Annotated in this window: 10 protein-coding genes; 3 read left to right on the forward strand and 7 right to left on the reverse strand. The window is 53.6% G+C overall.

The genetic code is table 11. The annotated features are described in order from the left end of the window. Nucleotides 1-40 precede the first annotated feature (40 nt). The 5 genes from M989_RS17515 to M989_RS17535 all read right to left on the reverse strand — a co-directional run bounded on the left by M989_RS17515 (nt 41) and on the right by M989_RS17535 (nt 6,657). Entirely contained in the window at nt 41-1,006 is a 966-nt protein-coding gene (locus M989_RS17515; protein ID WP_064547393.1) for a carbohydrate kinase family protein, read from the reverse strand. A 10-nt stretch (nt 1,007-1,016) separates the two neighbouring features. Further along, the gene (locus M989_RS17520) at nt 1,017-2,384 is read right to left on the reverse strand and encodes a NosD domain-containing protein (protein ID WP_064547395.1); all 1,368 of its coding nucleotides are present in this window, start codon (nt 2,382-2,384) and stop codon (nt 1,017-1,019) included. Nucleotides 2,385-2,416: 32 nt separating this feature from the next. Further along, on the reverse strand, nt 2,417-4,105 hold the full coding sequence (locus M989_RS17525; RefSeq protein WP_064547397.1) for a glycoside hydrolase family 32 protein: 1,689 nt from the start codon (nt 4,103-4,105) through the stop codon (nt 2,417-2,419). After that, on the reverse strand, nt 4,089-5,510 hold the full coding sequence (locus M989_RS17530; RefSeq protein ID WP_064547399.1) for a glycoside-pentoside-hexuronide (GPH):cation symporter: 1,422 nt from the start codon (nt 5,508-5,510) through the stop codon (nt 4,089-4,091). Before M989_RS17530 ends, M989_RS17525 begins: the two co-directional genes overlap by 17 nt. Nucleotides 5,511-5,646: 136 nt before the next feature. Further along, nucleotides 5,647-6,657, reverse strand: a complete 1,011-nt coding sequence (locus M989_RS17535; protein WP_064547401.1) for a LacI family DNA-binding transcriptional regulator — start codon at nt 6,655-6,657, stop codon at nt 5,647-5,649. 234 nt (nt 6,658-6,891) lie between these two features. Here M989_RS17535 and idnO point away from each other — a divergent pair, with 234 nt between their 5' ends. From idnO to idnR, 3 genes are all read left to right on the forward strand, one after another. Next, nucleotides 6,892-7,656, forward strand: coding sequence for a gluconate 5-dehydrogenase (gene idnO, locus M989_RS17540; RefSeq protein ID WP_064547403.1), 765 nt, complete (start codon nt 6,892-6,894; stop codon nt 7,654-7,656). A gap of 183 nt (nt 7,657-7,839) precedes the next feature. Next, nucleotides 7,840-9,123: an MFS transporter gene (locus M989_RS17545; RefSeq protein ID WP_064547405.1), complete on the forward strand. Its 1,284-nt coding sequence runs from the start codon at nt 7,840-7,842 to the stop codon at nt 9,121-9,123. An 82-nt stretch (nt 9,124-9,205) separates the two neighbouring features. Then, the gene (idnR, locus tag M989_RS17550) at nt 9,206-10,198 is read left to right on the forward strand and encodes a DNA-binding transcriptional regulator IdnR (protein ID WP_064547496.1); all 993 of its coding nucleotides are present in this window, start codon (nt 9,206-9,208) and stop codon (nt 10,196-10,198) included. A 45-nt stretch (nt 10,199-10,243) separates the two neighbouring features. On the opposite strand, the gene leuD is transcribed toward idnR, so the two are convergent. Both leuD and leuC read right to left on the reverse strand, forming a co-directional pair. Continuing rightward, the gene (gene leuD, locus M989_RS17555; protein ID WP_064547407.1) at nt 10,244-10,849 is read right to left on the reverse strand and encodes a 3-isopropylmalate dehydratase small subunit; all 606 of its coding nucleotides are present in this window, start codon (nt 10,847-10,849) and stop codon (nt 10,244-10,246) included. 10 nt (nt 10,850-10,859) lie between these two features. Next, on the reverse strand, nt 10,860-12,260 hold the full coding sequence (leuC, locus tag M989_RS17560) for a 3-isopropylmalate dehydratase large subunit (protein WP_064547409.1): 1,401 nt from the start codon (nt 12,258-12,260) through the stop codon (nt 10,860-10,862). Nucleotides 12,261-12,262 lie beyond the last annotated feature (2 nt).

The raw sequence follows: 12,262 nt of genomic DNA on the forward strand, positions 1-12,262 counted from the left end.
GCCGGGCTAGCCCATCGTAGCCCGGTTACATCGCTCGTCTCTAAGCTTGCAGGCCGAGATAGCTATTCACCTCGTGGGCATCAGGGATGGCGTCGATCGCGCCAAATCGAGTGCAGGTTAGCGCGCCGCAGACGTTGGCCCAGAGAACGGCCCTCTGCATGTGATCGTAGTTATCAAACTGACAATCCGGTTTTGCCATTTGCTGCAGCAATGCGCCAATAAAAGCGTCACCGGCTCCGGTTGAATCAATGGAGTCAATGGCGATAGACGGAACCAGCTGCTGCCTACCGGAGCGATGGCTGAGCCATGTCCCTCGGTGCCCGCAGGTGACGGTGACATAGCTGACGCCCGCCTGGTGCAGTTGCTCACAGCCCTTCTCATTCGTTTCTTCTCCGGTGAGAAAGGCAAGCTCCTCTTCGCTGACCTTGACGATATCCGTCTGGTGGAACCAGGGCTTACAACGCGTGATAAATTCCTGTGGCTTGTCGCCCCAGAGCCCATCCCGGTAGTTGGGATCGAATGAGATGATGATGTTTCGTTGACGGGCTTCCTGCAAAAGGCGCTGGTAGGTGGAATAAAGTTCGCCATCCAGCAACCCGGTTGCGGCCCCAAAGTGAACGATGCCGACATCGTCGAGAAAGTCATTGGGCAGATCCTGCCACGCCAGTTCGGCGTCCGCGCCGCGACAGAAGGTAAAATCGCGCTCGCCGTCGCTTTGCAGAGCCACAAAGGCCAGCGTGGTGGGCGTGACGCTGCGTGCTAGCCCTGACATATCGATGTTGTCAGGCCGTAGGGCCTCCATCAGAAAATCGCCAAAAGGATCGAGACCCACTTTCGTCGCCAGCTTTGCCTGGCCACCGCTACGGTTAATGGCAATGGCGACGTTGGCCGGTGCGCCGCCTGCTTTTTTTAGAAATTTTTCGCCATTCTTCAGGCCAATGCCGATATCGGTACACACGAAATCAATCAGCATCTCACCGATACAGGCAATCTTGTTGTGATTCATCGTATTCTCCCTACTGCAACGCGGTGAGCGCAGGCGTTGCGCGGAAAGCGTTAGCCGTCCTGTCCAGTGTTACCTGTGAATCGGTGCCCGAATCGAGGATCGTATTGTGCTGCGATGCTTTCTCCACCAGTACTGCGGTAACATCCAGCGGTTTCAGGCTGGCGGTCGTTAACAAGGCCTCGACCTGTGCTGCAAAGCAGGCATCTTCTTCTGAGGTTGACGGCTGCGAGGTTGATACTTCGGTCGTGGCAACAATATGGTTGTTGGCAATATAGTTTCCTTTCCCGGCAACGACACGAATGATGACCGGTTTTGTGTTCGCCGGTTTGAGATATTGCGTATCGATAGTCTCCGAAATATGGTTGGATATTATCGAGTTATTGCTACCGTTGATATGCAGCAAGCCGTATGAATCTTCTAAGCCATTGTTGTAACCCTGCATCGGCGGCCAGGGCTCGTGGTCACGTAAGAAATGGTTGGCGGAAACCAGATTTTCCGTGCAATTTTCTTCCAGTACCAGCATTCCCGGATAGAACGAATGGAAGCGGTTGCTGGTTATTGAAGAACGCACCACGCCAGATAAATGCACGCTGCTTGAACCACGGGGGAATATATTGTTGGTGGCGATCAGCAGCCCGCCGAAGTTCTGCGCGTAAATGGAGTAGCCTTTATATCCTGCACCGATTAGGTTATCGGTTATTTTCGATGCCTGTCCGGCACCGCGCAGCTCAATGCAGTTCCCGCACTCGGCGATAAAGTTATTATGAATCGCCATCGCATCGCTATTATAGGTGGTGAGACCATGCTCCAGATAGATAAAGCCCATTCCCGTGATGCGGAAGGAGTCCTGCGCCGTGGCGATATAAATTCCTGTTTTACCATTGATGTAGGTATTCTCGGGGTCATTATTGCCTGACGCGTCATCGACAAAGTGTAGACCATCAATGCAGAAATTTTCAAAAGCGACCGAGCTAATGCGCGGAGCACCGCTGCGCTTCACATAAAACGCTGCACCGGCCCATTCCTCATCACCCGATTGGGGGATGAGATCGACCAGAATACGACTACCGCCCGGCCAGAGATCGTGTAAATTTTCCCATTCATTGGCCGGAGTATTAAAACGAATGCTGGAAGAAACAAAGCCGTGGCCCGCCCCCATAATTTTCAGATAGCTGATATCTATCAATACCTGAGTTGTCAGGTGATAGTCTCCCGGGGGAATATAGATAGCCGCACCGGGTTTGCCGCCATCATTAATATCAGTTTCCGTTTGTCGACGCTTAATATCTGCAATGATGCTGTTGATAACTTCACCGATATCTTTATAGGGATTCCCAACGTGCCATTGAGTGACGTCGTAGTGGTTATTGCTCGTCATAAATAAATCCTTCTCGAAAATAAAACCCGGTATTATTTCTGGGAATACGTTGACTGATAGTGTGTGAGCGTCGCCGGGGCGCCCGTTATCTGTACTTGAGTCAGATGGCTACAGGAGTAATAGCGGCGGGTACCGCAAACGCTGCCCTGGAGGGCAAAGACTTCAACAATACCGGCGTCGAAGAACAACGTAATGTCACCGACATCGGCCAGCGGCGTGCTGTAGCGCCCATCGTCCTGGCCTTGTTCACTGAGGGTCAGGGTTGTGCCGTCATGTGCCAGGGTAATTTGCTGGCCGTTATCGCCAGTTAATGTCAGGCAGAAAGGCGCGGTGGCGGTGAAATCGATCGCGCAGGCCTTAACGCCTTCGGCGGAAGACCAGACGAGACGGTCTTTCAGTACATGTTGGCTAACCTCCAGTGATTCTGGGGGGCGTACCGGCGTCATGCACAACTGCTGCTTGTCATTCAGATGGAAGCGGCGCGGCAGTGACATTTCGCCGCAGTATGCAGAATCGACGGTCTTCTGCGTTGCCCAGTTATACAGCCAGGCAAAGCCGATGCGTTGGTCAGCCTCGCCCCAGGTTTGCAGCGCATAGAAATCCGTGCCGAAATCGAGAGTTTGTAGCGGCTGCGTGGAGGGGATGAAGTTGCCGTTGCGGAACTCCCCGGTTTGCGCGAACAGCAGATTATGACGTCCCGTCGTGGGTTCGGTGTAGCCGACTACCCCGATGATCAACACCCACACGCCGTCGAGGCAAAAGAAGTCAGGGCACTCTATGCAGCGGCCACCGTTCTCACGAAAGTAGGCGGGGGCGACGTAAAGGACATGATGGAATGCCCAGTTTTCGCTGTCCTCGGAGTGGAACAACAGCATAGCGGGATCGCCGTTGACCGACGCGCCGAGGATCATATAGAACGTCTTATCGGCCTCTTCATACCAGACTTTGGGATCGCGGAAATCGCAGTCGACGCCCGGAGGGAGGTCGGTCAGGACGGTTTTTACCATTGCGGGCTTATCGTTATATTTGCCTGGCACGGCCATCTTTTGCACTTCGCGATAGCCACGATACAGGTCATAAGCCGGGAGGCGTTCGGTATACCAGAAGCGGGTTTGGCCTTGTTTATCAGTGTAGGCGCTACCGGAGAAGGCGCCGCCTGTCGCGCCCAATGCCGTTAAATTTTGCTCTGGCTGGAGAAAAATAGGGTAGTGCCGCCAGTGGTACAGATCGCGGCTAACGGCATGATTCCAGTGCATCGGCCCCCACTGCGTTGAGTGCGGATGGTATTGGTAGAACAGATGCCATTCACCGTTTTGGTAATGCAGGCCGTTCGGATCGTTCATCCAGCCGGTGCGCGGTGAAAAGTGTAATGCTGGGCGAAGCGGCTCCTGCTGATACCCGTCTGCGAGATCATCGTTATTCAGTAAACGGAAGTCATCTGCCTGTGTCGAAATAAAAGAGACACCGTTGGTCGAGAGTGAATCCGGGTGCCAGGTATAGCACAGCGATATTTCGCTGTGCGCCGCCAGCCACTCCAGATGGGCGACGCCATCCTGCCACGCCGTCCAGGTAAAATATTGGTAGTAGCGCGATGCTTCCTGAATTTTAAACACCATTGTGCCGTTTACGTGAATAACAAATAACGGCTGCGTTGTCGGCTGTGCCTCTTTCAGCCACAGATCTATACGCTGGCCTTTTTTAATATCAAACGACAGGGACATCTTTTAACTCCTGCGGTAGGTTACGACCCTTTTCCAGTTCGCGTTTCGCGAGGTCACTTTTAATTTTCTCGAGGAACGAGTTATTGAGCTTGAAGTAGCGCACCATAAACGCGCTGATGAAATAGCTGGCCATCGGCAGCAATGAGAACATCATGATGATGCCGTTGATGGTTTGTGGATTTTGCTCGGGTTTGTTGGCAACGTAGCCGGTGTAGGCCAGAATCCAGGCGACGATAGCGCCCGCAACGGCTAAGCCCATCTTCAACATAAACAGGTTGCCGGCAAAGGAAATCCCCGTCAGACGCTTACCAAATTTCCAGTCGCCGTAGTCGTCAACATCCGACATCATCGCCCAAAGAATGGGGCCGGACTGGATTAAATGCAGAATGTTAATCACGATGAACAGTGACAGTAGCGGCGTCAGCGACGTTGGATCGATAAACCACAGCGCCAGCGATAGCAGGCCAAGAATGATGTTGATAACGCGGAACAGCACCACCTTGTCGAAACGGTCGGTCAGCGGTTTTGCAATGACGCTGCCTAACATATTGCAGGCTACGCCCAGCGCCATAAAGAAAGTAATAAAGCCAACGGACTCTTTCATCACGTAGGTGGCGTAATAGATGGTGACACCACCACGAATAAAGGCCGGGAAGACGTTGAGGAAGGTGATGGAAATCATCAATAGCCACTGATCATTTCTGGCAATATCTTTCAGATCTTTTATTAACGATTCATTTTCCTTGATTGAAACGACGCGTTCTTTAATGCTGGAGAAGCAAAACAGGAACATTAAGGTTGCGGCGCCACCCATGATCATCATCGTCATCTGGAAACCCGAGGCGCGATCGCCATTCCCCAGCCAATCGGTTAATGGCAGAATAGACGATGAGATAATTAAGGTGGCTAACCCATTCAGGAAAAAACGCCAGGACAGACATCCCATTCGTTCCTTTTGATTAAGCGTAATCACGCCGCCTACCGAACAATAGGGAATATTAATGGCGGTATAAATTAAGGACATAACCAGATAGGTAATCCAGGCGTAAATAATTTTACCGTTCATACTCAAATCTGGGGTGGTAAACATCAGGACGGCACACAGGCCGAACGGCACCGCCATCCACAGCAACCATGGACGGAACTTGCCCCAACGAGTTCGGGTTCGGTCGCAAATAGCCCCCATGGCTGGGTCGCTAAACGCGTCAAATACACGGACAACCAGAAATAGTGTACCGACTAATCCCGCGTCAAGCCCGTAGACATCGGTATAAAACCAGGTCAGATATAGCGCCAGAACGCTCCAGATCATCCCCGAACCGGCGTCACCCATGCCGTAACCTATTTTTTCTTTCAGGCTGAGTTTTTCGTACGGATCTCGCCGTACTATTGTTTCAGTATGCATTAGTACGCACCTCATTATTGCGCGGTAGCGCAGTGATAAATAAACGACATGGGCCGGGATGGCCGATGATAGAGATAAAATAATTTTAGCGATAAAATTCCCGGCACAATTAAATGTGCTGAGGGTTATAAGTATTTTATAGGGCCGTTATATTAATATTGACACTGCTCTCGCGAATAATCAGTCGAGAGACAATTTCATACATTTCTATATTGCCCTGTTGTTTTTTATGGTTGACCATTTGAAACGCCAGGTGGGCGATTTCATTAATAGGCTGTGCGACGCTGGTTATTTTTTTGGTTTGAGCCAGCAGCGTATTATCGAAACTCGCAATGGCAATATCTTGTGGCAGCAAGAGGCCTTTCTTTTTGAGTCCATCAATCACATAGTTAGCGGCCACATCATTATAAATTAGCAGGCAGGAACAGGTGGTATTCGGCTGCGTCAGTTTTTCAATGATGATATCAAGGGTGGCGATATGTTCAGATATTTTCTCCCCTTCGCCTTTCGGTATCCAGAACTGGTTTTCGTCGGCGACGGTTAAACCATGGCGGGTTATTTTTTTACTATAAGCAGAGACTTTTCTGTTATCGACGCCATCCTGGGCAATAAAGCCAAATGAGATATGCCCGGTATGGATAAAATGTTCGGCAATACTCTCAGCGCCCTTGCTTTCGTTAATCGACACCGAATTGAAAAAGCGTGAAACCTGGGTGACCACCGCGACCGGAATGTTGGTGATCGTTAACCATTCCGCCAGTTCTCTTTCGGCTTCGGTCGGCACCCACAGCAAGCCGTCAATGCCCATCCCCACCAGGGTTTGCAGCAGCTGTTTATCCTGCTGTGGCTGATTCTGATGCGTTTTCACAATCACCGATTTCCCGATATATCTAGCCTCTTCCTCGAAGGTCGCCAGCAATTCACAAAAGTGTGGGTTGACCAGATTAGGGAGCACCACGCCTATCAGCCCTGAACATTTGCCAGTGAGCTGAAACGCACTCTTGTTTGGCACGTAGCAAAGATAATCCATTGCGTCGCGTACCGCTTTGCGGGTCTCCGGGATCACGCTGGGGTGATTATTGAGCACTCTGGACACGGTAGCGGTCGATACACCGGCCTTTTTCGCGACGTCTTTAATCGATGCCATGATGGTTAAATGACTCCTCCTGATGATGGCGCTCACTATAAAGTGTGATAGATGTCAAAAATGCCAGCCAGTTCACATGTTGCTTTGTTACATGAAAATTGCGCTACGTTCTCATCTTGTGCGTAATTGCCGACTCGATCACATAACGATCATTTTCCTCTTCCTGGATCTTCTTTTTTCTACTGTTACGCGTATACAGTTACGCGTAACAGTTATCAAAAAAGGAGTTTTTTAATGAAAAACCTGTTCGACCTGAGCGGTAAACGCGCGCTGATTACCGGCTCCGCGCAGGGTATTGGCAACCTGCTGGCCAGCGGTCTGGCGGCACATGGTGCAGAGATTGTGATTAACGACATCACCCAGCAGCGCGCGCAGGCGGCGGCGGAGAAACTGGTGGCCGAAGGCTATCGCGCGGTTGGCTATGGTTTTGACGTGACCAATGGGGAAGAGGTGGCACACGCTATCGCGAAAATTGAAAGGGAAGTGGGAGCCATTGATATTTTAATTAACAACGCCGGTATCCAGCGTCGTTATCCTTTCACTGAATTCCCGGAAGCGGAGTGGGACAAAGTGATTGATGTAAACCAGAAATCGGTCTTTCTGGTGTCGCAGCAGGTTTCCCGCTACATGGTGCAACGCCGCCGCGGGAAGATTATCAATATTTGCTCGATGCAGAGCGAGTTAGGCCGCAAAACTATTACTCCGTACGCGGCGTCAAAAGGCGCGGTCAAAATGTTAACCCGTGGGATGTGCGTGGAATTGGTGGAATACAATATTCAGGTCAACGGTATTGCGCCCGGTTATTTCGCCACCGACATGACCACCGCGCTGGTTAACGATGAGGCATTCTCCGCCTGGCTGTTCCAGCGCACGCCCGCCGCCCGCTGGGGTAAGCCGGAAGAACTGATTGGCGCGGCGGTATATCTTGCCGCGCCGGCCTCTGACTTTGTTAATGGACATCTTCTGTTTGTGGACGGCGGCATGCTGGCCGCGGTCTGATCAATAATGGGCCGCAACGCGCGGCCTGAGAGATATACACAAAATCATTCAAGTTGCATCAAGGCGGCAAGGGAATGAATCCCCAAGAGCGTACATAAGTACGTGACTGGGGTGAATGAGCGCAGCCAACGCGGAGGCAGCTTGAAGGATGAAGTGTATAAAACAATAATCCAAGGAGTGAGTATGAATATGCTCGCAAAACTGCCGGCGCGTCGCTGGTGGTATTTAATGCCGATTATTTTTATTACCTACAGCTTAGCTTATCTCGACCGCGCCAATTACGGCTTTGCCGCTGCCGCCGGTATTGAGCATGATTTAGGAATTACTCAGGGAACCGCATCGTTAATTGGCGCGCTGTTCTTCCTGGGCTACTTCTTCTTCCAGGTACCGGGCGCGATGTATGCCGTTAAGCATAGCGTGCGCAAAATGATCTTTTGCAGCCTGATCCTTTGGGGGCTCTGCGCCGCGGCGACCGGCTTTGTGAGCAATATCCCTACGCTGATGGCGATCCGTTTTATTCTTGGGATCGTCGAGGCGGCGGTAATGCCTGCGATGCTGATTTATATCAGCAACTGGTTTACCAAAACCGAACGTTCGCGCGCCAATACCTTTTTGATTCTCGGTAACCCGGTGACGGTGCTGTGGATGTCGATTGTCTCCGGCTACCTGATTGAAGCCTGGGGCTGGCGTGAAATGTTTATTTTCGAAGGCATTCCGGCGGTGATTTGGGCGTTTTGCTGGGTGATTCTGGTACGCGATAAACCGGCGGATGCGGGTTGGTTAAGCGCGCAGGAAAAAGAGGCGTTACAGCAGGCGATGGATCGCGAGCAGCGCGATATCAAGCCGATGCGTAACTACGGTGAAGCAATGCGTTCGCGTAGTGTCATTATGCTTTGCGCGGTACACGCGCTGTGGAGCATTGGGGTGTATGGCTTCATGATGTGGATGCCGTCAATTCTCAAAAACGCGGCGCAGATGGATATCGTGGCGGTGGGCTGGCTGGCGGCGGTGCCGTACCTGGCAGCGATCTGCCTGATGCTCACCGTCTCCTGGCTATCCGATAAATTCCAGAACCGTAAGCTGTTTATCTGGCCGCTGCTGTTGATTGCCGCCATTGCGTTCTTCGCCTCGTGGATGCTGGGCAACCAATCTTTCTGGCTCTCCTACGCGCTGCTGGTCGTGGCCGCCGCCTGTATGTATGCGCCTTATGGGCCGTTCTTTGCGCTGATCCCCGAACTGTTGCCGCGTAATGTCTCCGGCGTATCGATGGGGATGATTAACAGCTTTGGCGCGTTAGGGGCCTTCCTCGGCGCGTGGCTGGTGGGTTACCTCAACGGCGTGACCGGCGGGCCGGGCGTCTCCTACACCTTTATGGCGATCGCCCTGCTGGCGTCGGTGGTGCTGATGTACTGCGTTCGCGCGCAAAATGAAGCCACCTCGCCGTCGGCTGAGATGGCAACGCGTTAAGGTTGAGGGAGGAGTGCAGTCGCTAACCGGCTGTGATAAGGTTCTCTGCGAGCATAATGGGCTGTTGGTCGTAGAGAACCTCATGAAAAACAATCGGATGACATTACAGGATATTGCCGCGCTGGCCGGGCTGAATAAGATGACGGTCAGCCGTTATCTGCGTGACCCGAATCAGGTGTCGCAGCGCAGCCGCGAATTGATTTCGAAAGTCATGGAAGAGAACAACTACATTCCCAACCGCGCCCCGGAAATTCTGCTCAACGCCCGCAGCAAAACCATTGGCGTGCTAATCCCTTCGTTCCGTAATCAGATCTTTGCCGACGTGCTGGCGGGGATTGAATCCGTCACCTCGGCCTGCCAGTACCAGACGCTGATCGCTAACTACGAATACGACGCCGAGCGCGAGGAGCGTGAGGTGCTGAACCTGCTCTCCTACAATATCGACGGCCTGATCCTCACGGGAAAACTGCATACCGAACGGATGGTACAGTACGTGCGCGCCAGCGGCGTTCCGGTGGCGGAGCTGATGGATATTAGCGGCCAGTATCTGGATATTCAGGTTGGCTTTGATAACGAAAAAGCGGCGTACGAAATGACGCAGGCCTTTATCGACAGCGGCAAGCGCAGCATTGCGTTCTTTGGTTCGATGGATGACCCTCGCGATCTCAGCCGTTTTCGCGGCACCGAGAAAGCGCTGGCGGCACAGGGGCTGGAAGCGTACCACCTGGCGCCAAAAACGATTTCGTCGGTGACGCTGGGCCGCAAGATGTTCCAGCAGGCGATGGCGGAAAAACCAGATATTGACGCGATTTTCTGTACCAACGATGACCTTGCCGTCGGCGTGCTGCTGGAGTGTCAGGCGCAGCACTTCGACGTGCCGGGAAAAATGGCGATTGCCGGTTTCCACGGTCTGGAAATTGGCCGCGCGCGGCTGCAAAAAATTGCCAGCGTGATTACGCCGCGCTTTGAGATTGGTAAAACGGCAGCGGATATTCTGATTAAGCGCTTGAACGGGAAAGATGTGCCGGGCAGCGTCAACCTCGGTTACCAGATCTATTACGGCGATACGCTGTAGGCGGGAAGAAGAGGCTGGCCACCGTGCGGTGACCAGCGGGAGAGATTACTGCATAAACGCCGGTTGCTTGTTCTCGTAGGCCGAGATGGCGTCTTCGTGCTGCAAGGTCAGGCCAATGCTGTCCAGCCCGTTGAGCATGCAGTGGCGGCGGAAGTCGTCGATTTTAAAGCTGTACGACTTATCGCCCGCTTTCACCACCTGCGCTTCCAGATCCACTTCAAATTTAATGCCCGGGTTCGCCTGTACCAGCTTGAACAGCTCATCGACCTGCGCGTCACTTAACGTCACCGGCAGCAGCTGGTTGTTGAAGCTGTTGCCGTAGAAGATGTCGGCGAAGCTCGGCGCTATCACCACTTTAAAACCGTAGTCGGTCAGCGCCCACGGCGCGTGCTCACGGGATGAGCCGCAGCCGAAGTTTTCGCGCGCCAGCAGAATCGACGCCCCTTTGTATTCCGGGAAGTTCAGCACGAACTCGGGGTTCGGCTGCTCGCCTTTGTCGTCGAGGAAGCGCCAGTCGTTAAACAGGTGCGCGCCAAAGCCGGTGCGGGTCACCTTCTGCAAAAACTGCTTCGGGATGATGGCATCGGTATCGACGTTCGCGGCATCCAGCGGCACCACCAGTCCCGTATGTTGGGTAAATTTCTCTGCCATGATGGTTTCCTTATTTCATGCTACGAATGTCGGCGAAATGGCCGGTTACCGCGGCCGCTGCCGCCATCGCCGGGCTCACCAGGTGCGTACGACCACCGCGGCCCTGACGGCCTTCAAAGTTACGGTTGCTGGTGGAGGCGCAGCGCTCGCCAGGATTCAGGCGGTCATTATTCATCGCCAGGCACATCGAGCAGCCCGGCAGACGCCATTCAAAACCAGCTTCGATAAAGATCTTATCCAGACCTTCCGCTTCCGCCTGCGCTTTCACCGGGCCGGAGCCTGGCACTACCAGCGCCTGCACGCCAGGCGCCACTTTACGGCCTTTGGCGATTTCCGCCGCCGCGCGCAGATCTTCAATGCGTGAGTTGGTGCAGGATCCGATAAAGACTTTATCGATCGCCACATCGGTCAGCGGGATCCCCGGCTTCAGGCCCATGTAAGCCAATGCTTTTTCGGCGCTGGCGCGCTCGACCGGATCGTTGAACGAGGCCGGATCCGGAATGTTGTCATTTACGGAGATAACCTGGCCTGGGTTAGTCCCCCAGGTGACCTGCGGCGCAATCTCTTCCGCTTGCAGGGTGACGACGCTGTCGAAAGTGGCGCCTTCATCCGTTTGCAGGGTTTTCCAGTAGGCGACCGCGTCGTCAAAATCTTTGCCTTTCGGTGCGTGCAGACGGCCCTCGACATAGTTGAAGGTGGTCTGATCCGGTGCGACCAGGCCCGCTTTCGCGCCCAGTTCAATCGCCATGTTGCACAGGGTCATGCGGCCTTCCATGGTCAGGTCGCGAATCGCCTCACCGCAGAATTCCACCACGTGACCGGTGCCGCCAGCGCTACCGGTTTTACCGATAATCGCCAGCACGATGTCTTTAGCGGTGATGCCCGGCGCGGCTTTGCCGTTCACTTCAATCTTCATGGTTTTGGCGCGACCCTGTTTCAGGGTCTGCGTGGCCAGTACGTGCTCCACTTCCGAGGTGCCGATACCGAATGCCAGCGCGCCAAATGCGCCGTGGGTGGCGGTGTGGGAGTCGCCGCAGACGATAGTCATCCCCGGCAGGGTGACGCCCTGTTCCGGCCCCATGACGTGCACGATACCCTGATATGGGTGATTCAGGTCATACAGTTCGACGCCGAACTCGTTGCAGTTCTTAATCAGCTCCTGCATCTGGATACGCGCCATCTCGCCGGAGGCGTTGATGTCTTTGGTCTGCGTGGAGACGTTGTGATCCATGGTGGCGAAAGTTTTACCCGGCTGACGCACCGGGCGGTTGTGCGCACGCAGGCCGTCAAACGCCTGCGGCGAGGTCACTTCGTGTACCAGATGGCGGTCGATATACAGCAGCGGCGTTTCGTTAGGCGCTTCATAGACCACGTGGGCATCAAACAACTTCTCGTATAAGGTCTTCGCCATGG

The sequence above is a fragment of the Kluyvera georgiana ATCC 51603 genome (genome assembly GCF_001654985.1).
Taxonomy (GTDB): domain Bacteria; phylum Pseudomonadota; class Gammaproteobacteria; order Enterobacterales; family Enterobacteriaceae; genus Kluyvera; species Kluyvera georgiana.

What these genes read in the sequence shown, in the direction of transcription:
- M989_RS17535 (WP_064547401.1), bottom strand. Translation starts at nt 6,657, where the DNA reads ATGGCATCGATTAAAGACGTCGCGAAAAAGGCCGGTGTATCGACCGCT.
- M989_RS17530 (WP_064547399.1), bottom strand. Translation starts at nt 5,510, where the DNA reads ATGCATACTGAAACAATAGTACGGCGAGATCCGTACGAAAAACTCAGC.
- M989_RS17525 (WP_064547397.1), bottom strand. Translation starts at nt 4,105, where the DNA reads ATGTCCCTGTCGTTTGATATTAAAAAAGGCCAGCGTATAGATCTGTGG.
- M989_RS17545 (WP_064547405.1), top strand. Translation starts at nt 7,840, where the DNA reads ATGAATATGCTCGCAAAACTGCCGGCGCGTCGCTGGTGGTATTTAATG.
- M989_RS17520 (WP_064547395.1), bottom strand. Translation starts at nt 2,384, where the DNA reads ATGACGAGCAATAACCACTACGACGTCACTCAATGGCACGTTGGGAAT.
- idnO (WP_064547403.1), top strand. Translation starts at nt 6,892, where the DNA reads ATGAAAAACCTGTTCGACCTGAGCGGTAAACGCGCGCTGATTACCGGC.
- leuC (WP_064547409.1), bottom strand. Translation starts at nt 12,260, where the DNA reads ATGGCGAAGACCTTATACGAGAAGTTGTTTGATGCCCACGTGGTCTAT.
- M989_RS17515 (WP_064547393.1), bottom strand. Translation starts at nt 1,006, where the DNA reads ATGAATCACAACAAGATTGCCTGTATCGGTGAGATGCTGATTGATTTC.
- leuD (WP_064547407.1), bottom strand. Translation starts at nt 10,849, where the DNA reads ATGGCAGAGAAATTTACCCAACATACGGGACTGGTGGTGCCGCTGGAT.
- idnR (WP_064547496.1), top strand. Translation starts at nt 9,206, where the DNA reads ATGAAAAACAATCGGATGACATTACAGGATATTGCCGCGCTGGCCGGG.